Here is a 25,490-nt window from a genome sequence, read left to right on the forward strand (position 1 = left end):
CTTTCATCCAACCGACCAGGAGAAACCATGAATTTCAAGCATTCGCTGATCGCCTCCATCGCTCTGGCCGCCGTCGCGGGCACGGCGATGGCGCAGACGGTGCGCATTGGCAACCAGGGCGACGCCTTGTCGATGGACCCGCACTCGCTCAATGAGTCCCTGCAGCTGAGCGTGACGGGCAACGTCTATGAAGGCCTCGTGGCCCGCGACAAGGATCTCAAGCTCGTGCCGGCGCTGGCGACCAGCTGGAAGCAGACCTCGCCAACCGTGTGGCGCTTCGAACTGCGCAAGGGCGTGAAATTCCACGACGGCAAGCCGTTCACGGCCGACGACGTGCTGTTCTCCTTTGCCCGCGCGGCCGGCGAAGGCTCCGACATGAAGAGCTACACCAACGACTTCAAGGAAGTGCGCAAGGTGGGCGACTTCACCGTCGAGATCGAGACCAAGGCGCCGTTCCCCATCCTGCCCGACCTGCTGGCGCTGGTTTACATCATGAACAAGCAGTGGGCCGAGGAGAACCAGGCCACCCGGCCGGTGGATCGTCGCAAGGGCATCGAGAACGCGGCCTCCTTCCGCTCCAACGGCACCGGTCCTTTCCGCCTGCGCGAGCGCCAGCCCAACGTCAAGACCAGCTTCGTTCGCAACGGCAGCTACTGGGGCAAGATCGAAGGCAACGTGGTGAACGTGGAGTACACGCCGATCGGCAACGACGCCACGCGTGTGGCGGCCCTGCTGTCGGGCCAGGTGGACGTGATCGAACCGGTGCCGCTGCAGGACGTGGCGCGCATCAACGCCAGCGGCAAGTCCAAGGTGCTGCAAGGGCCGGAGCTGCGCACCATCTTCCTGGGCATGGACCAGAAGCGCGACGAGCTGCTGTATTCGAACGTCAAGGGCAAGAACCCGTTCAAGGACAAGCGCGTGCGCCAGGCCTTCTACCAGGCCATCGACATCAACACCATCCAGCGGGTGGTGATGCGCGGTGCATCCAAGCCCACGGCGCTGATGGTCGGCCCCGGCATCAACGGCTTTGACGCCGCGATGAACACCCGTCTGCCCTACGACCCCGAGGCCGCCAAGAAGCTGCTGGCCGATGCCGGTTACCCCACCGGGTTCGAGGTGGCCATGAACTGTCCGAACGACCGCTACGTGAACGACGGCGACATCTGCCAGGCGGTGGCCGCGAACCTCGCGAAGATCGGGGTCAAGATCAACCTGCAGGCCGAGACCAAGGGCACCTACTTCCCCAAGATCCTCAAGCGCGACACCAGCTTCTACCTGCTGGGCTGGACGCCGGGCACCTACGACTCGCACAACGCGCTGAACGCGCTGATGCGCTGTGTGGACGAGAAGGGCAGCGGCCAGTTCAACCTGGGTGCGTACTGCAATCCGAAGGTCGACGAGCTGACCAACAAGATCCAATCGGAGACCGACAAGCCCAAGCGCGACGCGATGATCAAGGAAGCCTTCAAGCTGCACGCCGACGATGTCGGGCATCTGCCGCTGCACCAGCAGGCCCTGGCCTGGGGCGTGGCCAGCAACGTGCAGCTGGTGCAGCTGGCGGACAACTTCATGCCGTTCCGCTTCATGTCGGTGAAATAAACACCCCCGCGCCGCCTGCGGCGTCACCCCCTCAAGGGGGCGCCAGCAGCGGCCCGGCGGAGCCGGTTCCGCGCAGGCCTCGCCTGAACTGCCCTTCGCTCGCTTTTTTTGAGACCCATCCATTGATTGCGCTTGTACGACGCTGGCTCGACAGCGATGTCGGCCACAGTTTCCGTGCCTCGCCCACCGCCATGGTGGCGGCGCTGATCGCGTTCGTCTGCGTGTTCTGTGCGGTGTTCGCGCCCTGGGTGGCGCCGCACAACCCGTTCGACCTGGCCACGCTGGAACTGAGCAATGCGCGCCTACCGCCAGCCTGGATGGAGGGCGGCAATCCCGCCTTCCTGCTGGGCACGGAGGACCAGGGGCGCGACATCCTCTCGGCCCTCATGTACGGCGCGCGCATTTCGCTGGCGGTGGGCCTGACCTCGGTCGTGCTGTCGGTGCTGATCGGGGTGGTGCTGGGGCTGCTGGCCGGTTTCCTGGGGGGCTGGGTGGACGCCTTCCTCATGCGCCTGTGCGATGTGATGCTCTCGTTCCCGCCGATCCTTGTGGCGCTGCTGATCGCGGGTGTGGGTCGGGCGCTGTTTCCCAACTCGCAGGACGAGCTCGCGTTCGGTGTGCTGGTGCTGGCCATCACGCTGACGGGCTGGGTGCAGTACGCCCGCACGGTGCGCGGCTCTACTCTCGTCGAGCGCAACAAGGAGTATGTGCAGGCCGCCCGCGTGACCGGCGTGCCGCCGCTGCGCATCATGCGCCGCCATGTGCTGCCCAACGTGATGGGGCCGGTGCTGGTGCTGGCCACCATCCAGGTCGCCACCGCCATCATTATCGAAGCCACGCTGTCCTTCCTCGGCGTCGGCGCACCCATCACCGCGCCCTCGCTTGGCACGCTGATCCGGGTTGGCAACGACTACCTGTTCTCGGGCGAGTGGTGGATCACCGTGTTCCCCGGCGCCATGCTGGTGCTGATCGCACTCTCGGTGAACCTGCTGGGCGACTGGCTGCGCGACGCCCTCAACCCCAAACTGCGATGAGCCTGCTGCAAGTCAAGAACCTGGTCGTCGAGTTCCCGGGCCGCCGCGGCACGCTGCGCGCGCTGGACGATGTGTCGTTCGACATCGCGCCCGGCGAGATCCTGGGCGTGGTGGGCGAGTCGGGTGCGGGCAAGTCGCTCACGGGGGCGTCCATCATCGGCCTGCTGGAGCCGCCGGGACGCATCGCGGGCGGCGAGGTGTTGCTGGAGGGGCGCCGCATCGACAACCTGCCCTTCGCCGAACTGCGCAAGGTGCGCGGGCGGCAGATCGGCGCGATCTTCCAGGACCCGCTCACCTCGCTGAACCCGCTGTACACCGTGGGTCGCCAGCTCACCGAAACCATCCGCACCCACCTGCCGGTGAGCCAGGCCGAGGCGCGCGAGCGGGCGATCCAGCTGCTGCGCGACACCGGCATCCCCGCGGCCGAGCAGCGCATCGACCACCACCCGCACCAGTTCAGTGGCGGCATGCGCCAGCGGGTGGTGATCGCGCTCGCGCTGGCCGCCGAGCCCAAGCTCATCGTGGCCGACGAACCGACCACCGCGCTGGACGTGTCGATCCAGGCGCAGATCATCACCCTGCTCAAGACCATCTGCCGCGAGCGCGGCGCGGCGGTGATGCTGATCACGCACGACATGGGCGTGATCGCCGAGACCTGCGACCGCGTGGCCGTGATGTACGCAGGCCGCGTCGCCGAGATCGGGCCGGTGCACGACGTGATCCACCGACCTGCCCACCCCTACACCGCGGGCCTGATGGCCTGCATTCCCGACATGACCCAGGACCGCGAGCGCCTGCACCAGATCGACGGCGCCATGCCACGGCTGAACGCCATTCCGGCGGGCTGTGCCTTCCACCCGCGCTGCGACCGCGCGTTCGACCGCTGCCACGCGCAGCGGCCCGACCTGATGCCGGCCGCGTCGACCCGGGCGGCGTGCTGGCTGCACGCCGATGCCACAGGAGCTTCGTCGTGAGCGCCGATGCCTCGGCGCAGCCGCTGGTGCGCGCCACCGACCTGGCCAAGACCTTCGACGTCTCGGCGCCCTGGCTCAACCGTGTGCTGGAGCGGCGTCCGCGCCAGCTGCTGCGTGCGGTGGACGGCGTGAGCTTCGACATCCAGCGTGGGCAGACGCTGGCGCTGGTGGGCGAATCGGGTTGCGGCAAGAGCACGGTGGCGCGACTGCTGGTGGGGCTGTACGAACCCACGCGCGGCGGCTTCCAGTTCGACGGGCAGGACGCGCACGCGGCGTTCAGGACGCCGCAGGGGCGTCAGCTGCGCCGCCGCATCCAGATGATTTTCCAGGACCCGTACGCGAGCCTGAACCCGCGCTGGCGCGTGCAAGACATCGTGGCCGAACCGCTTGTCGAACACGGTCTTCTGTCGGGGGCCGGCGAGCTGCGCGAGCGCGTCGGCGAACTGTTGCAGTCGGTGGGGCTGTCGCCGCTGGACGCGGCGAGGTTCCCGCACCAGTTTTCTGGCGGCCAGCGCCAGCGCATTTCGATCGCGCGGGCCCTGGCCACGCACCCGGAGTTCCTGGTCTGCGACGAGCCGACTTCGGCACTGGACGTGAGCGTGCAGGCGCAGGTGCTCAACATCATGAAGGACCTGCAACGGCGGCAGGGCCTGACCTACCTGTTCATCAGCCACAACCTGGCGGTGGTGCGGCATGTGAGCGACCAGGTGGGGGTGATGTACCTCGGGCGCCTGGTGGAGCTGGCGCACAAGCACACGCTGTTCGACAGTCCGCGACACCCGTACACGCGCATGTTGCTGGACGCGATCCCGAAGATCCACGACACCGGCAAGGCCCGCACGCCGGTGCAAGGCGAGGTGCCGAACCCGCTGGACCCGCCGGCCGGGTGTGCGTTCAATCCGCGCTGTCCGCATGCGAACGAGCGCTGCCGGGTTGAGCGGCCGGTGCTGCTGGATGTCGGTGGCACCCGTGTGGCCTGCCACGCGGTGGAAGAAGGCCGGATCTGATCGAAGGCGGGTGGGCGTTGGCCCGGACGAGGGGCGCTCCCCGCAGCGAAATAAAGGAGGAAGCCCGCGCAGCGCGCACGGTCACGCGTAGCGTTTACTTCTCAGGTTGTTTTTCATTTCCTTGAGCAGCGGCTGCAGCTTGTTGCCGCCGATGCGCAGCGCCAGGCAGGTCGCCACCACGTCGATCACCATCAGGTGCATCAGACGCGAGGTCATGGGGCTGTAGCGGTCGTAGCCCTCGGGGTGATCGGCCGCCAAGTGGATGTGGCCGGCGGTGGCCAGGGGTGAGCCACTGGCGGTGACGGTGATGACGGTGGCTCCGTGTTTGCGCGCGATGTCGGCCGCGTCCATCAGGTCGCGCGTGCGGCCCGAGTTGGAGACGATCACCAGGCAGTCGCCCGGGCCCAGCAGCGAGGCGCTCATCACCTGCATGTGGCCGTCGCTGTAGGCGATGGCGTTGATGCCCAGACGGAAGAACTTGTGCTGCGCGTCCTGCGCCACGATGCCCGAGTTGCCCGCACCGTAGAACTCGATGCGGCCCTTGTTCTTGTAGGTGGTCAGCAGCGCTTCGACGGCTTTCTCGATGGAGTGCGTCGAGGCGTCGTTGCGGTATTTGAGAAAGGCCGCGACCGTGTTATCAATCACCTTGACCAGCACGTCGCTGACCTTGTCGTCCACGTCGACGCTGCGATGGATGAAGGGCACGCCTTCGCTCACGGTGCCGGCCAGCTTGAGCTTGAAATCGGACAGGCCGTCGTAGCCCATGCTGCGGCAGAAGCGCACCACGGTCGGCTTGCTCACATGGGCACGGTCGGCCAGCTCGGAAACCGGCAGGCTGGCGAAGCTGCGCGGGTCGAGCAGCACGAGTTTGCCCACGCGCTGTTCCGCGGGCGCCAGTGAGGGCATGGAGGCTCTGATTCGGTCAAGCATGCGAAAATGGTAACCCAGTTACATCTTTCTGTGAAACCTCGACAACCCTGAGAGAGAGACCGATGAACCAGCTCGATGCCCTCAAGCAGCTCACCACCGTGGTCGCCGACACCGGCGATTTCAACCAGATCGCCGCCTACTCGCCGCGCGACGCGACGACCAACCCGTCGCTGATCCTCAAGGCGGTGCAGAAGCCCGAGTACGCGCACCTGCTGCAGGAAACCGTGGCCAAGTACGGGCAGCACGGTGTCGACGAGGTGATGAACCGGCTGCTGGTGCGCTTCGGCATCGAAATCCTCAAGCATGTGCCCGGCCGCGTCTCGACCGAGGTCGACGCGCGCCTGAGCTTCGACACCGAAGCCACCGTGACGCGCGCGCGTCGCATCATTGACCTCTACCAGGGCGAGGGCGTGCACGTGGACCGCATCCTGATCAAGATCGCCTCGACCTGGGAGGGCATCCAGGCCGCGGCGCGGCTGGAGCGCGATGGCATCCACACCAATCTGACGCTGCTGTTCTCGTTCTGCCAGGCGGTGGCCTGCGGCCAGGCCAAGGTGCAGCTGATCTCGCCCTTCGTCGGCCGCATCTACGACTGGTACAAGAAGCAGGCCGGCGCGAAATGGGACGAGGCCGCCATGGCCGGTGCCAACGATCCGGGCGTGCAGTCGGTGCGCGCCATCTACAACTTCTACAAGAAGCACGGCATCGCCACCGAGGTGATGGGCGCGAGCTTCCGCAACGTGGGCCAGATCACGGCGCTGGCCGGTTGCGACCTGCTGACCATCAGCCCCGACCTGCTGGCCCAGCTGCAGGCCAGCGAGGCGCCGCTCGCCAAGGCCCTGGACGCCCAGGCCGCCCAGGCCATGGACATCCCGTTCGTGCAGTACGACGAAGCGGCTTTCCGCTTCGCGCTGAATGAGGACGCGATGGCGACCGAAAAGCTGGCCGAAGGCATTCGCGCCTTCGTGGCCGACACAATCAAGCTCGAAGCGATGATGCGCTGAGCGCCCGGATCAGCCGATGCGGTGGAACCGCCACCGCAGGCGCTGGGTCATCGACTGGCCCTGCGCAAGGTGGCGCAGTCCCGGTCGGCCCGGCAGGTGGACCGCGTCGATCGGGTGGCTGACCGGTTCCAAGCAGAAGCTGGGACCGTGCTCCGGCCGGAACAGCAGCAGGCAGCCGTCCCCAGTCGGCGTGGTGTCCTCCACGGTCAGGGCCCAGCCGCTTTCCGGCCATTCGATGCGGGCCGTGCCGTCCCAGCCGGTGAAGGCGTTGTCGATCAGCGACCCGTGGGCCTCGATGCCGGCGCTCAGGTCCCAGTCCGGTGGCACGGCCGCGTGGGCGAGGGGCAGGCGGTCGGGGTGGCTGAGCCAGACGCCGCTGACCCGTGCCTGCACCCGGGTGCCCGGCGTGCGCAGCAGCCAAGGGTGCTGCCCGAGGCCATAGGGCAGGGAGCTCTCGCCCCGATGGGTCACCGACAGGGTCTGTTCGATGCCGTCGGGCAACAGCTGGTAGCGCTGCGTGGCGATGTAGTCGTAGGGGCTGCCCATGAAGCGGCGCGAGGCCAGCCGCAACTCGATCTGCCGCTCGTCGTGGGTGACCACGTCCCAGGCCCGCAGCCAGCCTTCACCGTGGATGGGGCAGGCCTCCCCGGCGCGGTTGGGCGCCAGCGGATGGAACACACCGTCCTGCTCGAAGCCGCCGCCGCTGATGCGGTTCGACCAGGGCACCAGGGGCAGCGAGGCCACGCTGAACGGATCCGGGTCGCCGAACCAGGGGCGCCAGAGGTGGAACGGCACCTCGGGCTGGCGTGGGGCCGCACCGGCCTGCGGGTGCAGCAGCCAGGCGGCGGCACTGCCGCCGAAGCCGGGCACCAGGCCCAGGCGCTGGCGCCCGTCGTCGAGCCAGTGCACGGTGTGCGCGCCGCAGCGGGTGATGAAGGCGGTCGTGGTGTCGGCGGTCATCGTGCGCCCATCGCCAGACCGATCACGCGCTCGGCGACACAACGGCCCTGGGCCTTGCCACCTTCGATACCGCTTCGGAAGTGGATGCCGGCGTACATGCGGGAGATCGCAGCCTCGTCGGCTGCGGCCCGGAAGCTGGCGAAGCTGCGCGGGCCCCAGCCGCGGTCGTTGTGGGTGTTGTCGGTGAAGCGGGTGCCCGCACCGAACTCCTGTTCCAGCACGCCGGCGGCCGCCGACGACAGCACCGAGTGGCCCGAGGGGTATTCGGGAAACGGCGGCGTGTGCATCAGCGTGGGCACCCACTGGCTGTCGATGGTCAGCTGCACCGCCGTCACCGGCCGCAGCAGGTTGACCGTGTACTTGGTCTTCCAGGTGGCGATGAAGGCGTCGGCCATGGCCAGGTGCAGGCGCGCATACACCCGGGCCGCGCGCGCCAGGCTGGCCTTGCCGGTGCGCAGCTGGTCGGTGGCGATGAAGGACCAGTGACCCGCAGGCGTGGGTGTTTTCAGCGGGTCGTCGGCCCAGTACAGCGAGACCTGCCGCTGCTCCTGCGTGGCGGCCTGGCTGATGCGGTGGACCTCGGCGGTCTCGCGCTGGAATGCCGAGCCGGCCTCTTCGGAATAGGCGGGTGGCGGCGGGGCCTGGCAGGCGTCGGCGGATGGCAGCGCGAACGGCCGCACCGTGCCCCACCAGGGCAGCAGCGCGGCGGCGTAGGCTGGCGGTGTGGGCGACCACTGGCCGGCGCCGCTGGGCGGCACGTAGTTGGCCTGGTGGCGGCGCAGCGGGCCCCAGGCCTCGTGGCCGCCGTCGGTGCGGGCCCAGGTCATCAGCGCCATGGCCATCAGCTTGCCGAAGGTCTCCGAGCGCGTGCGCACCTCGGCGTTCACCCGCTGCGGGTCGAAGTCGCGCGCGAGCTTCTGCGGCAGGCTGCGTTCGAGCAGGTCGATGCGGTTCTTGTTCTCGGCACTGGCGTGCGGAAACATCATGCGCGTCATGCTGGCCATCGCCGTGTGCGCCACGGTCGGCCAGTGCAGCGCCTCGTCCGGCTGCGCCCAGGGCAGCGACTGCAGCTCGTTGAGCTGGCCGGCCAGGCTGCGCTGCCCCGGCAGGCCGGGCACCACCGACTCGTACAGCGCCAGGCTCAGGTAGGCCAGCGCGCGCGAAGCCACCGGCGGACTCATGCCCGGGGTCTGCTGGGTCAGCAGCAGGGCCAGGGCGAACCACTCGGTGGCGACCTCGGCGCTGTAGGCGTCGGCCGATGGCGTTGCGGCGGTAGGAACCGAGGCGGGCGACTGGGCCTGGGCGGCAGGAAGCCCGGCGCACAGCGCGGCCAGGCACAGCAGCCCGCGCGACAGGGGGCGGCGGATCATGGTGCTCTCCAGGGGCTCAGCCCCGAGGGGGTGAGGTTGTAGAAGCGGTCGGCCTCCACCGGCTGCCAGGCGCTCCAGCCACCCTGTGGCCATTGCACGCGCACCTGGGCGCGCTCGCCGCCGCCGAGGCCGAAATGCATCCAGCCCAGGTGGCCGCTGGCGTGGCCGCCGCCCACGGTCAGCTCCTGGCGCAGCACGGGCGCGCCTTCGTCCGCGCCCGGCCGCACCTCGACCCAGGCGCCGATGGCGTCGCGGTTGCCGCCCTCCTGCTGCAGCCGCAGCTGCAGCCAGTGGGCGGGTGGCGTGGCGCTCGCGGGCAGCTGGCGCCAGAGCTGCGCCCGGTCGCCGCGGTTGACCACCACCACGTCCAGCAGACCGTCGGCGTTGAAATCGGCCACCATGCCGCCGCGGCCGCGCAGCACGCTCGCCAGTCCCGCGGTGTGGCCGGCCTCGACGAACTGGCCGTCGGCGGTCTGCAGCAGCAGGTTGTTCGGGTCCAGTGCGGCGAAGTCGGGCATGGAAGAGACGTTGCCCTTGACCACGAACAGGTCGGCGCGGCCGTCGTTGTTGAGGTCCGCGAACTGCGCGTGCCAGGCGGTCGAGGGCCGCACGTCGCCACCCACGTAGGGCCGGTGCGCGGTGGCGCCGCGCTTGAACGCGATGTCCATGTAGCGCGGCTGGGTCGCGCCGGCTTCCAGCGTCTGGAGCTTGTTGTCGGACATGCTGGTGAGGTAGAGCTCGGGGAGGCCGTCGCCGGTGATGTCGTGGCTGGCAATGCCCATGCCCCAGATCTGCAGCGGCTTCCAGCCGTCGGCCGTGCCGAAGCGCACCGGCTCGGCAGCGGCGGGGATGCGCCAGAGCTGCTCCTCGCCGCCCTTGTAGTACTCGCGGTCGTTGCTCACGCGCAGTGCGGCGCTGCCCGAGCGGTTCCAGTCGGAGAACAGCATCGACAGTGCGCAGTGGCCCGGCGTCAGCGGCTGCACGGGGCCGAATCCACCGCCGCCCGCCTTCGGGCGGATGAACAGCGTGGGCGTGCAGCTTCCCCACGGGAAGTCGGGCTTGGCGCGGTCGACGTAGGTGCCGATCGCCAGCGTGGGCCAGGTCTGCCCGGCCTCCCAGGTGGCCGAGAAGGCGGTGTGCCAGCCGTTGCCGGTGTGCAGGTTCCAGGCCTCGTTGGCGCGCTCGAAGCGGCACTGGCCCTGGCCCCGGTACACCTGCACCTCGCCCACGCGCAGCACCACCAGGTCGGTGAGGCGGTCACCGTCGATGTCCAGCGGGTAGGCGCCAATGGCATTGGTGGTCTCCAAGCCCGAGCGGAATTCCTGCAGCTTCAGCGCCCCGCCGCGCGCGCTGCGGTTGCGGTAGAGCCGTGCCTTGCCGACACCCGCGGTGACATACAGCTCGGGCAGTCCGTCGTCGTCGCAGTCGAAGCTGGCGACGCCGCCGCCCACCATGTACTCGTCCTCGCCCTCGAAGCGGCTGAACAGGCCGGCGCTTTCGGTCTCTTCGACGAAGCGCGGCACCGCCGGGCTGGCGGCCTGCGCCCGCAGGGCGCCGGGCAACACCAGGAACAGGGCCGCACACAGGGCGGGCAGCGACGGAATCGACGGGGACACGGCGGGCCTTTTCGGGGGAAAGTCGCTGCCGATCTTATTAAGTTCACTGATCAAACTATGTCGGGTTTGTCCCAATGGGAAGCGCCGTGGCGGCATCGAATAATTAGTTTGTCGTTCGTACTAAATGGCTGCCGGCGAGGGGCCAGCGCACGATGTGTCCAACCAATCCGTTCAATAACCGCGGCCCGCAAGCAGGCCGTTCACTGGAGACAAGGATGAAACTGAAGACAACGTTGACCGCTTTGGCGCTCGGTCTGGCCAGCGCTGGCGCGTTCGCCCAGGTGGTGGGGGTGAGCTGGTCCAACTTCCAGGAAGAGCGCTGGAAGACCGACGAGAAGGCCATCAAGGACCAGCTGGCCAAGCTCGGCGCCAGCTACATCAGCGCCGACGCCGGCGGTTCGCCCGAGAAGCAGCTCTCCGACGTGGACTCGCTGATCGCCAAGGGCGCCAAGGTGCTGATCATCCTGGCCATGGACAAGGACGCCATCCTGCCCGCCGTCAACAAGGCCAGCCAGCAGAAGATCCCTGTGGTCGCCTACGACCGCCTGATCGAGGCGCCCGGTGTCTTCTACATCACCTTCGACAACGTCGAGGTCGGCCGCATGCAGGCCCGCGCCGTGCTGGAAGCCCAGCCCAAGGGCAACTACGTGATGATCAAGGGCTCGCCCACCGACCCCAACGCCAACTTCCTGCGCGGTGGCCAGCAGGAGGTGCTGGAAGCGTCGATCAAGAAGGGCGACATCAAGATCGTGGGCGAGGAGTACACCGACGGCTGGAAGCCGGAAGTGGCGCAGAAGAACATGGAGCAGATCATCACCAAGACCGGCGGCAAGATCGACGCCGTGGTGGCGTCCAACGACGGCACGGCTGGTGGTGTGGTGGCGGCACTGACGGCCAAGGGCATCAAGGGCATTCCGGTCTCGGGCCAGGACGGCGACCACGCCGCGCTGAACCGCGTGGCCATGGGCTCGCAGACGGTGTCGGTGTGGAAGGACGCGCGCGACTTGGGCCGCGACGCGGCCACCGCCGCCGTGTCCCTGGCCAAGGGCCAGAAGGTGGCGGGTGCCACGACCTGGGCCGGCGGCGAGAAGAAGGTGTCGTTGCAGGCGCAATTCCTCAAGCCGGTGCCCATCACGGCCAAGAACCTGGACCTGGTGGTCAAGGCTGGCTGGATCAAGAAGGAAGACCTGTGCAAGGGCGTGGACGCCGCCAAGGGCCCGGCCGCCTGCAAATGACGCGACGCCTGAATCTGAGTTCGTTTTTCTCCTGATGGATGGAGGCCCTCGGACCGCGGGCTGGGTTCAGCCCGCGGTCCTTTTTTCTGGCGGAGTGCGTCTGTGAGTCCTGTTCCCAATGTCCTCAGGCAACTGGCCATCGACTGGCGGCTGGTGTTGATGGGGGCGGTCCTGGTGGCCACCGCCATCGTGTTCAACATCCTCTCGGGCGGCCTGTTCCTCTCGCCCGAGAACCTCTACAACATCGCCCAGCAGACGGCGGTGGTCGGCATCGTCGCCACGGTCGTGGTGCTGGTGATCGTTGCGCGCCATATCGACCTCTCGGTGGGCTCGGTGATGGGCTTTGTCGGCGTGCTGATCGCGACGCTGATGTACACCGCCGGCTGGCACTGGGTCGAGGCCTCGCTGGCCGGACTGGCGGTGGCGATTGCGGTGTCGCTCTATCAGGGCGCGCTGACGGCCATGCTCGGCGTGCCGTCCTTCGTGGTCACGCTGGGCGGGCTGATGTCCTTCCGAGGCGCGGCCTTCCTGGTGGCCGACGGCAAGACACAGCCGGTCAACGACGCTTTCTTCCAGCGACTGGGCGGTGGCTTCGACGGCGCCATTGGCGTGCAGGCCAGCTGGGTGCTGGCCGCCGTGCTGGTGGCAGCGCTGGTGCTGCAGACCGTGCTGCGCCGACGCGCCAAGGCCGCCTACGACGTGCCCAACCCGCCGCTGTGGCTGGACGCGCTGGTCGCGGCCGTGCCGGCGCTGATCGTGGTGGGTTTCGTCGCCACCATGAACGCTTATCAGATCCCGAGCAAGGACGCGCCGCAGGGCGTGCCGATCCCCGTGCTGATCTGGGGTGCCGTCGCGCTGGTGCTGTCCTTCATCGTGCATCGCACGCGTTTCGGTCGCTACGTGTTCGCCATGGGCGGCAACCCCGAGGCCGCGGCCCTGGTCGGCATCCCGGTGCGCCGGGTCACGCTGATGCTGTTCGCCCTGATGGGTGTGCTGATCACCATCGCCGCCATGGTCTCCATCGCGCGGCTGAACGCCGGCACCAACTCGCTGGGTACCGGCATGGAGCTGTACGTGATCGCTGCGGCCGTCATCGGCGGCACGGCGCTGGCCGGCGGCAGCGGCTCCATCCTCGGCTCGGTGCTGGGCGCGCTGATCATGCAGAGCATCGACAGCGGCCTGCTGCTGCTGGACATCTCGATCGGCCTTCGCTACGTGATCATCGGCCAGGTGCTGATCGCCGCGGTGGTGTTCGACGTGGTCTATCGCCGCATCACCGGAGATCTGTCATGAGCGCCCCGCTGGTGGAAATGCGCCAGATCGGCAAGTCCTTCGGCGGCGTGCGTGCGGTCGACGACGTGTCGATCAATCTCTACCCTGGCGAGGTCGTGGCCCTGCTGGGCCACAACGGTGCCGGCAAGTCCACGCTGATGAAGATGCTGGCCGGGGCCTACCCCATCGACAGCGGCGAGGTTCGGATCAACGGCGAGAAGGCCCACATCCGCACCCCGGTCGACGCCCAGCGCTGCGGCATCGAATCGATCTACCAGACCCTCGCGCTGGCCGACAACCTCGACGCGGTGGCCAACCTGTTCCTGGGCCGCGAGTTGCTCACGCGCTGGAACACGCTGGACGACCACCGCATGGACGCCGAGGCGCGCAAGGTGTTCCACCGTCTGAACAAGAACTTCAGGAACGTGCGCACGCCGGTGCGCCGCCTCTCGGGCGGTCAGCGCCAGGTGGTGGCGATCTCGCGCGCCATCTACTTCAACGCCCGCATCCTGATCATGGACGAGCCCACCGCAGCGCTGGGTCCGGAAGAGACGGCAATGGTCGGCAACCTGGTGCGACAGCTCAAGGCCGAGGGCGTGGGCATCTTCCTGATCACCCACGACATGCCCGACGTGTTCGGCCTGAGCGACCGCCTGGCGGTGATGAAGAACGGCCGCCTGGTGGGCGCCTACCGCACCCCCGACGTCACCGAGGACGAGGTGTTGGGCATGATCATCGCGGGCAAACAACCTGAAGGAAAGGCGCAGACCCACAGCCTCTGAGGCCTGGCGCGTTCCACCACACCGCATGAAAACCACCGGCGACCAGCAACTTGTCAAACGCATCAACCGCAGCGTGCTGTTGCGGCTGCTGCGGCGGCGCAGCGGCCTCTCGCGGGCCCAGCTCGCGCAGGAGAGCGGCCTGACCAAATCGACGGTCAGCCTGCTGGTGCGCGAGCTGATCGACGAAGGCTGGGTCACCGAGACTGGTCTGGCCACCGCGCAGGGCCTGGGCCGGCCGTCGACGCCGCTGCGGCTCGACGGCAGCCGCCGCGCCATGATTGGCGTGGAAATCGCGGTCGAGTCGCTGCGGGTGGTGGGCGTGTCGCTCACCGGTGAGGTGCTGTGGTCGGCCGAAGAACCGCTGACGGACCGCGATCCAGGGGCCGTGTGTCGCCAGGCGGCGCAGCTGGTGGTGCGCGCACACGCCGAACTGGCCGCCCGCCCGGTGCTGGTGTCGGGCGTGGGCATCGGCCTGCCGGGTGCGTTCGACGAGGCCAGCGGCACCGTGCGCTTCGCGCCCAACCTGGGCTGGCGCAATGTGGCTTTCCTGCCGCTGATCACGCGGGCCTTGGCCGAGGCGGGCTGCCCGCCGGTGGCGGTGCACGTGCAGAACGAGGCCGACACCGCAGCACTCAGCGAATACGAGTTCAGCGATGGCGACGCCATGGATTCGCTCATCTTTGTCACCTGCGGCGTCGGCGTGGGCGCCGGCATTGTGCTCAACGACCGCCTGTTTACCGGCTTGCAGGGCATGGCCGGCGAAATCGGCCACAGCATCCTGCAGATCGACGGTCCGGCCTGTTCCTGCGGCCGTCGGGGCTGCGCCGAGACCTTCTTCGGCGCGCGCGCACTGGGCCAGCTGCCCGACCCGGCGCGCGGCGGCGTGTACCTCGGCGTGGTGTTGCAGAACCTCTGGACCACCTTCAACCCGGGCGCCCTGGTGGTGGGCGGCTCGTCCTGCGAGCAGCACCCGGGCATCGTGCGCACCGCGCGCGACACGCTCGACGCCTACGCCACCAGCGCAGGTGTGCCGCCGCCGCCGGTGCGCCCGGCGCGCTACGGCCTGCTGGCTTCGGCCGTGGGCGCGGCCGCCCTGGTGCTGCACCACGAACTGCGGCCCATGCACGCCCCCGTCGTCAACCAACTGCCGGACGCTGCCCCTGCGCCCGAGCCCGCCGCACAACCCCTCGTCCACTGACACCCCACCCCATGTACATCGGCATCGACATCGGCACCTCCGAGGTGAAGGCCCTGCTGCTCGGCCCTGAGCAGCGCGTCATCGGTTCGGCCGGCTCGGCGCTCAGCGTCTCGCGGCCCCACCCCGGCCACAGCGAGCAGAACCCGGCCGACTGGTGGGCCGCCACCCTGGCCGCTCTGGCCGCGCTGCGCGCCGCGCACCCGGCCGAATACGCGGCCACCGAGGCCATCGGCCTGTCGGGCCAGATGCACGGCGCGGTGCTGCTGGACGCGCAGGACCGCGTGCTGCGCCCAGCCATCCTCTGGAACGACACGCGTTGCGCTGCCGAGTGCAGCGAGATGATGGCCGAGCTGCCCGCGCTCAGCGAGCTCGGCGGCAGCCTGGCCATGCCCGGCTTCACCGCGCCCAAGTTGCGCTGGGTCGCGCGCCACGAACCCGAGATCTTTCAGCGCGTGGCCAAGGTGCTGCTGCCCAAGGACCATGTGCGCCTGATGCTGACCGGCGAACACGTGAGCGACCTGTCCGACGCCAGCGGCACGCTCTGGCTCGACGTGCGGCGGCGCGACTGGTCCGACGAGCTGCTGGCGCTGACCGGTCTTTCGCGCGCCCACATGCCGCGCCTGGTTGAGGGCAGCGAGGCCAGCGGCCAGCTCAAGGCCGACGTGGCCCAGGCGCTGGGTCTGCGGCCGGGCACGGTGGTGGCCGGTGGTGCGGGCGACAACGCCGCCAGCGCCGTGGGCATGGGCGCGGTCGAGGCGGGCCAGGGCTTCCTGTCGCTGGGCACCAGCGGCGTGCTGTTCGTGGTCACGCCCGACTACCAGCCCAATGCGGCCAGCGCCACCCACGCCTTCTGCCATGCGGTGCCGGGCCGCTGGCACCAGATGAGCGTGATGCTCTCGGCCGCCAGCGCGCTGCAGTGGGTGTCTGACCTGCTGGGCGCTGCAAACGCGGGTGAGGTGGCCACGCGTGCCACCTCCCTGAGTCCACAGGACCGCACCGCATCCCCGCTGTTCCTGCCCTACCTGAGCGGCGAGCGCACGCCGCACAACGACGCCAATGTGCGCGGCAGCTTCCACGGTCTGGACTTCGACACCGACGCCGCGCGCCTGGGCTACGCGGTGATGGAGGGCGTGAGCTTCGGCCTGCTGGATGGTCTGGCCGCGCTGCACGCCGCAGGCAGCAGCGTCTCGCGCCTGTCCCTGGTGGGCGGCGGTGCGCGCAGCCCCTTCTGGGCGCAGATGCTGGCCAGCGCACTCGATGTCGAGATCGTCACCCACGGCGGCTCGGCCGTCGGCGGCGCGCTGGGGGCGGCCCGCCTGGGCGCGCTCAGCGTGGGCGCGCCGATGGCCTCGGTCTGCCTGCCGCCCCCTGTCGACACCGTCTACTGCCCCGACCCTGCCGAGCGCGCGCTGCTCGCACCGCGCCACGAACTGTTCCGCAGCCTGTACCGCAGGCCCTGATCACCTTCACCGAACGACTTCACCCGAGACACCCATGAGCACCTATTTCTCCGACATTCCCGCCATCGCCTACGAAGGCCCAGAGTCCACCAACCCGTTGTCCTTCAAGTGGTACGACAAGGACCGCCTGGTGCTGGGCAAGCGCATGGAGGACCACCTGCGCTTTGCCGTTTGCTACTGGCACAGCTTCTGCTGGAACGGCTTCGACCCCTTCGGCTACGACGGCACCTTCGAGCGCCCCTGGCAGCGCGTCGCCGACCCGATGGCTGCGGCCCGCATGAAGGCCGACGCCGCGTTCGATTTCTTCTCGCGCCTGGGCGCGCCCTACTACTGCTTCCACGACCGCGACGTGGCGCCCGAGGGCAGCACGCCGCGCGAGAGCGTGAACCACCTGCACGAGATGGTCGAGGTGCTGCAGGCCAAGCAGGCGCAGACCGGCATGAAGCTGCTCTGGGGCACGGCCAACCTGTTCAGCCACCGCCGCTTCATGTCGGGCGCGTCCACCAACCCCGACCCCGAAATCTTCGCGCTGGCCGCGCTGCAGGTGAAGGAGGCGATGGACGCCACCCTGAAACTGGGCGGCGAGAACTACGTGCTGTGGGGCGGGCGCGAGGGCTACGAGACCCTGCTCAACACCCGCGTCGGGCAGGAGCTGGACCAGATGGGCCGCTTCCTGAACATGGTGGTGGACTACAAGCACAAGATCGGCTTCAAGGGCACCATCCTCATCGAACCCAAGCCGCGTGAGCCGTCCAAGCACCAGTACGACTTTGACACCGCCACGGTCTACGGTTTCCTGCAGCGCCACGGGCTGGAGAAGGAGATCAAGGTCAACATCGAGGCCAACCACGCCACGCTCTCGGGCCACAGCTTCGAGCACGAGATCGCCACCGCCATCGATCTGGGCATCTTCGGCTCCATCGACATGAACCGCGGCGACATGCAGTGCGGCTGGGACACCGACCAGTTCCCCAACAACATTCCCGAGACCGCGCTGGCGCTCTACCTCATCCTGCAGGGCGGCGGCTTCACCACCGGCGGCCTGAACTTCGACGCCAAGGTGCGTCGCCAGTCCATCGACGCCGAGGACATGTTCCACGGCCACATCGGCGGCATGGACGTCTCGGCGCGCGCGCTGCTGATCGCAGAGCAGATGATCACCGACGGCCAGCTGGCGCGCCATGTGGAAGCGCGCTACGCCGGCTGGAACACGCCCTTCGGCCAGGACCTGATGGCCGGTCGCCTGGGCCTGGACCAGGTGGCCGAGCGGGCGCTGGAGCGCAACCAGGACACGCGGCCAGTCTCCGGGCGCCAGGAGCTGCTGGAGAACCTGCTCAACCGCTACATCTGAGCATTGAACTGAACCGGGAGCGCGCATGAAACCAGTGGTGTGGGGCGTGCTGAGCACGGCCAAGATCGGCATCGAGAAGGTGATTCCGGAGATGCTCGCCAGCCCGCTGGTCGAGCTGCGTGCGATCGCATCGCGCAGCCTGCCGTCCGCGCAGGCGGCAGCGGGCCAGCTGGGCATCCAGCAGGCCTACGGCAGCTATGAGGACCTGCTGGCCGACCCGGCCATCGAGGCCATCTACAACCCGCTGCCCAACCACCTGCATGTGCCGCTGACCCTGCAGGCGGCCGCGGCCGGCAAGCACGTGCTGTGCGAGAAGCCGTTCGCCCTCAGCGCGGACGAGGCGCTGACCGTGCAGGCCGCGGCCACCCGGGTGCACATCGAAGAAGCCTTCATGGTGCGGCACCACCCGCAGTGGCAGCGCGCCCGCGAACTGGTGCGCACTGGTCGCATCGGCACACCGCGCGCCGTGCAGGTGTTCTTCTCCTACTTCAACGACGACGGCGCCAACATCCGCAACCAGGCGGCCATCGGCGGCGGCGCGCTGTACGACATCGGCTGCTACGCGGTGCTGGCGGGGCGCTACCTGTTCGAGGCCGAGCCGCTGCGCGTGGTCTCGCTGGTCGACCGCGACCCGGCGATGGGCGTCGACCGGCTGACCAGCGCCCTGCTGGACTTCGGTGGCGGGCGGCAGGTGAGCTTCACCGTGTCCACCCAGAGTGTGCCGTTCCAGCGGGTGCAGGTGGTCGGCACCACCGGCCGCATCGAACTGTTCATCCCCTTCAACGCGGCGCGCGGCGGCCAGATGCGGCTGGCGCTGGACGAGGGCGGGGCGCTGGACGGCAGCGGCGTGACGGTCGAGACCCTGCCTGCGGCCGAGCAGTACCGGCTGGAGGTGGAGGCGTTTTCGCGCCGGGTGCGTGCCGGCACACCGCCCGACGCGTCCGGGCTCGGTGACGCGGTCGCACAGGCCCGCGTGATCGATGCGCTGTGGCAGTCCGAGCGCAGCGGAGGCTGGAAGTCGGTTGAGTAACGACAGGTGTGACAGTTGGTGGGGCTAGCCAAAAGCCGAGTGAACTTTGTCACGTGACGTGGGACTTTCCAGTCCTCGTTGCTGAAAATCCATCAGTTTCCTGAGAAGGCGTCGATACAGTACCTAGTACCGCGTCGTCTCGCGCGACAGCCGCATGTCGCCGACGAGGCATGTCGTTTTCTCATGGATTCACTCAAGCTAGGTCTGGTCGGTCTCTCCGCCGCAGAAGAGTCACTGGTTCAGACACTGTTTCGCCTACACAAAGTCGATCCGTCGTTCATCTGGACCTTGGCGACTTCCTCGCCTTTTGATGCGCTGCTGGTGGATGCCGGCTGCGACCCTCTCTCATATCAGACCCTGCGGGGCAGCGGGACCGCGGTCAAAGTTCTTGGGCGACTTAATGACGATGCCGAGGGGGTGATGCCTCGCCCTATCCGGTCCGACCTGCTGGTGCACTGGCTCAACTCCATCGAGGTCGGCATATTGCACGGTGGCCACGATCAGTTCGCTTCGACCGCTGGTCAACAACAGTCGCAAGGCGCGGGCGGCGGGTGGCGCGCAAGCCGTCTGCACGGGAAGGTGTCGTCTTTGCTGGGCATCGAAGCCGGGGATGCTATGGACCCGTTCATCGCGGGAGATTGCCTGTTCAAGCTCAAGCGCTGGCCGCCGCCGGAGTTGCTGTTGGGCGATGTGAACAGGATTCGGATCGCCACCCTGTTGTCCCGAAAGCACCTGAGCCTCAAAGATCTGGCGTCGTTGTCCCGTGTGCCTGCAGACAAGTGTTCGATCTTTGTGCGGACCCTGTTCAAGGAACAGCTGCTCGAGTCGAAACCGGTATCCGTGGCTGCGAAGTCTGCGGTACCTGATGCAGCCGCGGCGGTCACCATGACGTCGCCCTACGCGGCAGAGGAGCAGGACAGCTCCTCTGCGCCTGCCACTCCCCCAAGGACACGCGGCCTCGGGAGTTCGCTCATCGCCAGCATCCGCAAGCGGTTCGGAATTCTCTGAGTCATGAAGGAACACAAAATCATCATCACCGGCACCATGGGGGCCGGTAAGACGACCGCCATCGCTGCAGTCAGCGAAGTGCCGCCCATCGTCACGGATGTCACGAACAATGACCGGTCTGTCGACAAGGAGCTGACGACCGTCGGTTTCGACTACGGCGTGCTGACACTGGACAACGGCGACCGCATTCGTTTGTTCGGTACACCCGGTCAGGAGCGCTTCCGATTCGTGTGGTCCGTGATCGCCAAGCGCGCACTGGGCCTGATCATCCTTCTGGACAACTCCCGGCCCCAGCCGCTGGCCGATCTGTCGGTGTATCTCGATGGGTTTGGTGATGAGCTGAAAACCATGCCCTGCGTGGTGGGTGTGGGACGCACGGAGACGCATCCCTTACCCGGTGTCGAGGACGTGGCCGCCGCGCTGGAACTGCGCGGATATCTTTTTCCCGTGCTGCCCGTGGATGTGCGCCAGCGCGGGGATGTGGTGCTGCTCATCGATGTCCTGCTGTCGCAGCTCGAAGCCGATATGTTGTGAAGTTGAAGGCCTTGTTTTAGATGAATCCCGAAGAACTCTTGAGCGCTCTCTCCATCAACCTCGCCAACCGCAGGGCGCAGGAAATTCTGGAGGCGGGCATGGGCGTACAGGCGGTGGTGTTGGCCACCGTGGACGGGTTCCCGGTGGCCTCGTCGCTGGCAGGCAACGGTGATGCCGGTCGCATCGCGGCGTTGGCCAGTTCGATCGCCAGCATTGGCTCTGTGGCCACCCAGGAGGCGGGTCTGGGCCGCTGCATCAACCTGGTCCTGAACACCGACCAAGGCTTCGCCGTGGTACGGCAGTTCGTCCTGGAGCGCGTCGAGTTGGTGCTGATTCTTGTCGCAGACGGCAGCAGCTTGCTCGCGCAGGTGATGTACCAGGCCAATCAGTTTGCGAAGGGCATGGCCCAGTCATGATGCGACCCGAGTCTTTGCGCGAAGCGCTCAGCGACATGGCCGCACAGCGTGGCTTTCAGGCGGCCGCATTGGTGGAACTTGACGGCGGCATGGTCTGGCATGCCGAAGGAGACGCGGCATTGTGTGATGCCGTGGTGTCCACCGTGTCCGACTACTGGCGTCTGTACCGACGCAACCGGGAAGTCTTCTCGCCCGTGGGCGAATTGCAGGTGGCCATCCTGTTTCACCGCGCTGCGCGTATCACGGTCAGTGAATGCGGCCCTGGTCTGATTCTCGTGATCATCACAGACAGGGACGCGGACGTGGACTGGGAGCGATGGAAGAAAGCGCATGCCCGGTTGTCAAAGGGCCTAAGGGCCGCTTGAGCAGTTTCAGTCTTGATACGACCGTTTTGGAGTCTGCGCAGCAGGATGGCCGTAACCGAAAAACACTGCGCTAACCACGAGGAAAATTCGAATGGCAACCATTAAACAAACGCTCGACGAAGTTCTCACCCTGGACGGTGCAATGTGCGCGGCCATTGTGGACAGCACCAGCGGCATGATGCTGGGTAGCGCCGGGACCGGTGTGGATCTGGAAGTGGCGGCTGCGGGCAACACCGAAGTCGTTCGCGCGAAAAACAAGACGATGCGCGCACTGGGCCTCAACGACGTGATCGAAGACATGCTGATCACCCTCGGAAAGCAGTACCACATCCTGCGTCCCTCCTCTCGCAAAGAAGGTGTGTTCATCTATGTGGTGTTGGACAAGTCCCGTTCCAACCTCGCCATGGCTCGCCGCAAGGTTCAGGACGTGGACAAGGAAATGACGTTCTGACAGCCGATGCCACGCGCAGCCGGTCAAACGAAAAGCCCCGCGAGGAGAATCGTGGGGCTTTTTTCTTGGGGGCGCATGCTCATGTCCGAGGCCTGTCATGTATTGCGGGCCTGCGTGGCACGGCACGATCCATCGAGTTGGCGATGAAGTCTCCGATGGGCACCTGGTCGCTATGGTTGGCTTCAGTCCGTCGGGAACCGGGGTGGCATGCCGTCCTGCCACTGGCGCGGTGTGAGGCCGGTAAGGTCGCGAAAGGCGCAGTGCAGGCCGCACACCGAGCGGAAGTCGACCGATTGGGCCTGTGGCAGAACCCGGCAGCACAGCTCAGATTCCACCGCATGGTTGCCATGCGTACATGAGCTACTACAACACGCAGGCCTTCCTCGGCGCTCGGTAGTCGCCCTCAGGCTTCCTGCCTCGGGGGTGCGCCCATTGCAACGCAAAAGCTAGCGCGTGCTAGCCTGCGGCCATGTCCGATCTGCTCTCCCATCCGTCCTTCGTCCGCTTCTGGTGCGCCCGGGTGGCGGCCGTTGCGGGCACCCAGATGCTGATGCTCACCATCGGCTGGCACATGTACGAGCTGACCGCCAGCGCCTGGGACCTGGGGCTGGTCGGGCTGTTCCAGTTCGTGCCGGCACTCGCGACGACGCTGCCCGCCGGTCACGCCGCCGACCGCCACCACCGGGCCCGCATCGTGGCCCTGTGCCTGTCCGCGCAAGCCGCCGTGGCGGTGCTGCTGGTGGGCGGCACGCTGGCGCACGCGGTCTCGCGCGAATGGCTGCTGGCGCTGTCGGCGCTGCTGGGGGCGGTCCGTCCGTTCCAGATGTCGGCCCAGCAAGCGCTGCTGCCGTCGCTGGTGCCGGCGCCGCTGCTGGCCCGCGCCACGGCCGTCACCTCGACGGGCACCCAGGCTGCCGTCATCGGCGGGCCGGCCCTGGGCGGGCTGATCTTCGCGGTCGATCTGAACGCGGTCTACATCGTGTGCACGCTGCTGTTCCTGGGCGCCGCCCTGGCCTGCCTGTGGGTGCGTTATGAGCGCCCACCGGTCGTGCGTGAGCCGGTCAGTGCGGCGACCCTGCTGGCAGGTGTGCGCTATGTGTGGGGCCACCCGGTGCTCCTGGGGGCGGTCTCGCTGGACCTGTTCGCGGTGCTGCTGGGCGGGGCGACTGCACTGCTGCCGATCTTCGCCAAGGAGATCCTGCAGGTCGGTCCCGAAGGGCTGGGCGTGCTGCGGTCGGCGCCGGCGGTCGGGGCGCTGGTGGCGGGTGTGGTGCTCTCGCGCCATGCGCTGGAGCGGCGCGTCGGCCGCACGCTGCTGGTGGCGGTGGCTTTGTTCGGGCTGTGCATGGTGGTGTTCGGCCTGTCCACCTCGTTCTGGCTGTCGCTGGCGGCGCTGGCGGTGTCCGGCGCGGCCGACATGGTCAGCGTGGTCATCCGCCAGACCCTGGTGCAGCTGGAAACACCCGACCAGATGCGGGGTCGCGTGGCGGCGGTCAACACGCTCTTCATCGGCGCCAGCAACCAGCTCGGCGAGTTCGAGTCGGGCGTGACCGCCGCGGCCTTCGGGCCGGTGGGCTCGGTGGTGCTGGGCGGACTGGGCACCCTCGGCATCAGCCTGGCCTGGTGGCGCCTGTTCCGGCCGCTGGCGATGCGCGACGCGCTGACCGGGCCGCAGCGCGTGTCCTGATCTTCCGGCCCCCCAGCAAGGCCCAAAGAAAAAGCCCCGCAAGTGGCCTTGCGGGGCTTTTTCTCTGGCAGGGGGGCCGAAGCCCCCGGGCCGGGTCAAGGCATTACATGCCCATGCCCATGCCGCCCATGTCGCCCATGCCGCCGCCGGCGGGCATCGGAGCCTCGTCCTTCGGAGCCTCGGCGACCATGCACTCGGTCGTCAGCATCAGGGACGCCACGGAAGCGGCGTTCTGCAGCGCGGTGCGGGTGACCTTGGTCGGGTCCAGGATGCCCATTTCGATCATGTCGCCGTAGGTGTCGTTGGCAGCGTTGAAGCCGAAGTTGCCCTTGCCTTCCAGCACCTTGTTGATCACGACGGAGGGCTCGCCACCGGCGTTGGCCACGATCTCGCGCAGCGGGGCTTCGATGGCCTTCAGGACCAGCTTGATGCCGGCGTCCTGGTCGGGGTTGTCACCCTTGATGGCGCCAGCGGATTGCTTGGCGCGCAGCAGGGCCACGCCACCACCGGCGACGATGCCTTCTTCCACCGCAGCGCGGGTGGCGTGCAGGGCGTCTTCCACGCGGGCCTTCTTTTCCTTCATCTCGACTTCGGTGGCGGCACCGACCTTGATGACGGCCACACCGCCGGCCAGCTTGGCCACGCGCTCTTGCAGCTTCTCGCGGTCGTAGTCGCTGGTGGCTTCTTCGATCTGCACGCGGATTTGCTTGACGCGGGCTTCGATGTCAGCGGCAGCGCCGGCGCCGTCGATGATGGTGGTGTTTTCCTTGCCCACTTCGATGCGCTTGGCCTGGCCCAGGTCGGCCAGGGTCACCTTCTCGAGGGTCAGGCCCACTTCTTCGGCGATGACCTTGCCGCCCGTCAGGATGGCGATGTCTTCCAGCATGGCCTTGCGGCGGTCGCCGAAGCCAGGGGCCTTGACAGCGACGACCTTCAGGATGCCGCGGATGGTGTTGACCACCAGGGTCGCCAGGGCTTCGCCTTCGACGTCTTCGGCAATGATCAGCAGCGGACGGCCGGCCTTGGCCACAGCTTCCAGCGTGGGCAGCAGATCACGGATGTTGCTGATCTTCTTGTCGAACAGCAGAACAAACGGGTTGTCCAGCAGGGCGGCCTGCTTCTCGGGGTTGTTGATGAAGTAGGGCGACAGGTAGCCGCGGTCGAACTGCATGCCTTCCACGACATCCAGCTCGTTTTGCAGGGACTTGCCGTCTTCCACGGTGATCACGCCTTCCTTGCCGACCTTGTCCATCGCGTTGGCGATGATGTCGCCGATGGAGGAGTCGCTGTTGGCGGAGATGGAGCCGACCTGGGCGATTTCCTTGCTGGTGGTGGTGGGCTTGGAGGCCTTCTTCAGCTCGGCGATCAGGGACTCGACAGCACGGTCGATGCCGCGCTTCAGATCCATCGGGTTCATGCCGGCGGCCACGTACTTCATGCCTTCGCGCACGATGGCCTGGGCCAGCACGGTGGCGGTGGTGGTGCCGTCACCGGCGTTGTCGCTGGTCTTGGAAGCGACTTCCTTGACCATCTGGGCGCCCATGTTCTGGAGCTTGTCCTTGAGTTCGATTTCCTTGGCCACGGACACACCGTCCTTGGTCACGGTGGGGGCGCCGAAGGAGCGCTCAAGCACCACGTTGCGGCCCTTGGGGCCCAGGGTGGTCTTGACCGCGTTGGCCAGGACGTTCACGCCTTCAACCATGCGGGCGCGGGCTTCGCCGCCGAAAATGACGTCTTTTGCTGCCATGTTGATTTCTCCGATTCAGTAAATGGGGATGGATGAGGGGCGAATTACTTCTCGACGACTGCGAACAGGTCGTCTTCCTTCATGACCAGCAGTTCGTTGCCGTCGACCTTGACGGTCTGGCCGCTGTACTTGCCGAACAGAACGCGGTCACCGACCTTGACGTTCATGGCCGACAGTTCGCCCTTGTCGTTTTTCTTGCCGGGACCGACGGCCAGGACTTCGCCCTGGTCGGGCTTCTCAGCGGCGGCGTCGGGGATGACGATGCCAGAGGCGGTCTTGGTTTCGCTGTCAATGCGCTTGACGATCACGCGATCGGCGAGAGGACGAAGGTTCATTGCATCTCCTGAAATGGATCAAATGTTGGGGGTCAGATGGGCGGGGCCACTGGCCATGGGGCAGGGCCCCGCGGATCGACTGGGAATCGGGTGTTAGCACTCAACTCCAGCGAGTGCTAATCATA

Annotated in this window: 24 protein-coding genes; 18 read left to right on the forward strand and 6 right to left on the reverse strand. The window is 67.5% G+C overall.

From position 1 onward, the window contains the following. Positions 1-27: 27 nt before the first annotated feature. The 4 genes from ACFOPI_RS23220 to ACFOPI_RS23235 all read left to right on the forward strand — a co-directional run bounded on the left by ACFOPI_RS23220 (position 28) and on the right by ACFOPI_RS23235 (position 4,614). Entirely contained in the window at positions 28-1,599 is a 1,572-nt protein-coding gene (locus ACFOPI_RS23220; protein WP_382179489.1) for an ABC transporter substrate-binding protein, read from the forward strand. 122 nt (positions 1,600-1,721) lie between these two features. Further along, a complete protein-coding gene (locus ACFOPI_RS23225) occupies positions 1,722-2,633 on the forward strand; it encodes an ABC transporter permease (RefSeq protein WP_382179492.1) in 912 nt (303 codons plus the stop codon). Further along, positions 2,630-3,607 (forward strand): ABC transporter ATP-binding protein, encoded by a 978-nt coding sequence (locus tag ACFOPI_RS23230; protein ID WP_382179495.1) that lies wholly within the window; start codon positions 2,630-2,632, stop codon positions 3,605-3,607. The genes ACFOPI_RS23225 and ACFOPI_RS23230 overlap by 4 nt, the downstream gene beginning before the upstream one ends. Beyond that, a complete protein-coding gene (locus ACFOPI_RS23235) occupies positions 3,604-4,614 on the forward strand; it encodes an ABC transporter ATP-binding protein (protein ID WP_382179497.1) in 1,011 nt (336 codons plus the stop codon). The genes ACFOPI_RS23230 and ACFOPI_RS23235 overlap by 4 nt, the downstream gene beginning before the upstream one ends. Positions 4,615-4,695: 81 nt before the next feature. On the opposite strand, the gene ACFOPI_RS23240 is transcribed toward ACFOPI_RS23235, so the two are convergent. Further along, the gene (locus ACFOPI_RS23240) at positions 4,696-5,544 is read right to left on the reverse strand and encodes a MurR/RpiR family transcriptional regulator (protein WP_382179500.1); all 849 of its coding nucleotides are present in this window, start codon (positions 5,542-5,544) and stop codon (positions 4,696-4,698) included. A 62-nt stretch (positions 5,545-5,606) separates the two neighbouring features. On the opposite strand from ACFOPI_RS23240, the gene tal reads away from it, so the two are divergent. Then, complete coding sequence (gene tal / locus ACFOPI_RS23245; RefSeq protein ID WP_382179501.1) at positions 5,607-6,548, forward strand: transaldolase; 942 nt, start codon at positions 5,607-5,609, stop codon at positions 6,546-6,548. Positions 6,549-6,557: 9 nt separating this feature from the next. On the opposite strand, the gene ACFOPI_RS23250 is transcribed toward tal, so the two are convergent. From ACFOPI_RS23250 to ACFOPI_RS23260, 3 genes are read right to left on the reverse strand one after another with little or no spacing between them, the layout of a single operon-like run. Continuing rightward, positions 6,558-7,508, reverse strand: coding sequence for an aldose 1-epimerase (locus ACFOPI_RS23250; protein ID WP_382179504.1), 951 nt, complete (start codon positions 7,506-7,508; stop codon positions 6,558-6,560). Next, a complete protein-coding gene (locus ACFOPI_RS23255; RefSeq protein WP_382179506.1) occupies positions 7,505-8,878 on the reverse strand; it encodes a vanadium-dependent haloperoxidase in 1,374 nt (457 codons plus the stop codon). The genes ACFOPI_RS23250 and ACFOPI_RS23255 overlap by 4 nt, the downstream gene beginning before the upstream one ends. After that, a complete protein-coding gene (locus ACFOPI_RS23260; protein WP_382179509.1) occupies positions 8,875-10,494 on the reverse strand; it encodes a CRTAC1 family protein in 1,620 nt (539 codons plus the stop codon). Before ACFOPI_RS23260 ends, ACFOPI_RS23255 begins: the two co-directional genes overlap by 4 nt. A 215-nt stretch (positions 10,495-10,709) precedes the next feature. Here ACFOPI_RS23260 and xylF point away from each other — a divergent pair, with 215 nt between their 5' ends. The 13 genes from xylF to ACFOPI_RS23325 all read left to right on the forward strand — a co-directional run bounded on the left by xylF (position 10,710) and on the right by ACFOPI_RS23325 (position 23,283). Beyond that, on the forward strand, positions 10,710-11,729 hold the full coding sequence (gene xylF / locus ACFOPI_RS23265; RefSeq protein WP_382179512.1) for a D-xylose ABC transporter substrate-binding protein: 1,020 nt from the start codon (positions 10,710-10,712) through the stop codon (positions 11,727-11,729). A 159-nt stretch (positions 11,730-11,888) separates the two neighbouring features. Then, positions 11,889-13,022: a sugar ABC transporter permease gene (locus ACFOPI_RS23270; protein ID WP_382179821.1), complete on the forward strand. Its 1,134-nt coding sequence runs from the start codon at positions 11,889-11,891 to the stop codon at positions 13,020-13,022. Further along, positions 13,019-13,783 carry an ATP-binding cassette domain-containing protein gene (locus ACFOPI_RS23275; RefSeq protein WP_382179514.1) on the forward strand — a complete coding sequence of 255 codons (765 nt, stop codon included), beginning with the start codon at positions 13,019-13,021 and terminating at the stop codon, positions 13,781-13,783. The genes ACFOPI_RS23270 and ACFOPI_RS23275 overlap by 4 nt, the downstream gene beginning before the upstream one ends. Before the next feature lie 25 nt (positions 13,784-13,808). Next, positions 13,809-14,981 carry an ROK family protein gene (locus ACFOPI_RS23280; protein ID WP_382179517.1) on the forward strand — a complete coding sequence of 391 codons (1,173 nt, stop codon included), beginning with the start codon at positions 13,809-13,811 and terminating at the stop codon, positions 14,979-14,981. An 11-nt stretch (positions 14,982-14,992) separates the two neighbouring features. Further along, on the forward strand, positions 14,993-16,441 hold the full coding sequence (xylB, locus tag ACFOPI_RS23285) for a xylulokinase (RefSeq protein ID WP_382179519.1): 1,449 nt from the start codon (positions 14,993-14,995) through the stop codon (positions 16,439-16,441). A 34-nt stretch (positions 16,442-16,475) separates the two neighbouring features. Then, the gene (gene xylA / locus ACFOPI_RS23290) at positions 16,476-17,792 is read left to right on the forward strand and encodes a xylose isomerase (protein WP_382179521.1); all 1,317 of its coding nucleotides are present in this window, start codon (positions 16,476-16,478) and stop codon (positions 17,790-17,792) included. A gap of 25 nt (positions 17,793-17,817) precedes the next feature. Then, positions 17,818-18,822, forward strand: a complete 1,005-nt coding sequence (locus ACFOPI_RS23295; RefSeq protein ID WP_382179524.1) for a Gfo/Idh/MocA family protein — start codon at positions 17,818-17,820, stop codon at positions 18,820-18,822. 183 nt (positions 18,823-19,005) lie between these two features. Further along, positions 19,006-19,830 (forward strand): hypothetical protein, encoded by an 825-nt coding sequence (locus ACFOPI_RS23300; RefSeq protein ID WP_382179526.1) that lies wholly within the window; start codon positions 19,006-19,008, stop codon positions 19,828-19,830. A gap of 3 nt (positions 19,831-19,833) precedes the next feature. Continuing rightward, positions 19,834-20,364, forward strand: a complete 531-nt coding sequence (locus ACFOPI_RS23305; RefSeq protein ID WP_382179529.1) for a GTP-binding protein — start codon at positions 19,834-19,836, stop codon at positions 20,362-20,364. Between the two features lie 20 nt (positions 20,365-20,384). Then, positions 20,385-20,780: a roadblock/LC7 domain-containing protein gene (locus tag ACFOPI_RS23310; protein ID WP_382179532.1), complete on the forward strand. Its 396-nt coding sequence runs from the start codon at positions 20,385-20,387 to the stop codon at positions 20,778-20,780. Further along, on the forward strand, positions 20,777-21,145 hold the full coding sequence (locus ACFOPI_RS23315) for a hypothetical protein (RefSeq protein WP_382179535.1): 369 nt from the start codon (positions 20,777-20,779) through the stop codon (positions 21,143-21,145). The genes ACFOPI_RS23310 and ACFOPI_RS23315 overlap by 4 nt, the downstream gene beginning before the upstream one ends. A gap of 91 nt (positions 21,146-21,236) precedes the next feature. Next, positions 21,237-21,596, forward strand: a complete 360-nt coding sequence (locus tag ACFOPI_RS23320) for a hypothetical protein (protein ID WP_382179536.1) — start codon at positions 21,237-21,239, stop codon at positions 21,594-21,596. Positions 21,597-22,065: 469 nt separating this feature from the next. Beyond that, positions 22,066-23,283, forward strand: coding sequence for an MFS transporter (locus ACFOPI_RS23325; protein WP_382179538.1), 1,218 nt, complete (start codon positions 22,066-22,068; stop codon positions 23,281-23,283). A gap of 103 nt (positions 23,284-23,386) precedes the next feature. On the opposite strand, the gene groL is transcribed toward ACFOPI_RS23325, so the two are convergent. Continuing rightward, positions 23,387-25,030, reverse strand: a complete 1,644-nt coding sequence (groL, locus tag ACFOPI_RS23330; protein WP_382179541.1) for a chaperonin GroEL — start codon at positions 25,028-25,030, stop codon at positions 23,387-23,389. A 44-nt stretch (positions 25,031-25,074) separates the two neighbouring features. Next, positions 25,075-25,365, reverse strand: a complete 291-nt coding sequence (groES, locus tag ACFOPI_RS23335) for a co-chaperone GroES (protein WP_066152738.1) — start codon at positions 25,363-25,365, stop codon at positions 25,075-25,077. Between the last annotated feature and the right edge of the window lie 125 nt (positions 25,366-25,490).

Source organism: Hydrogenophaga luteola (assembly GCF_042648585.1).
In the GTDB taxonomy this organism is placed as follows: Bacteria; Pseudomonadota; Gammaproteobacteria; order Burkholderiales; family Burkholderiaceae_C; genus Hydrogenophaga; species Hydrogenophaga luteola.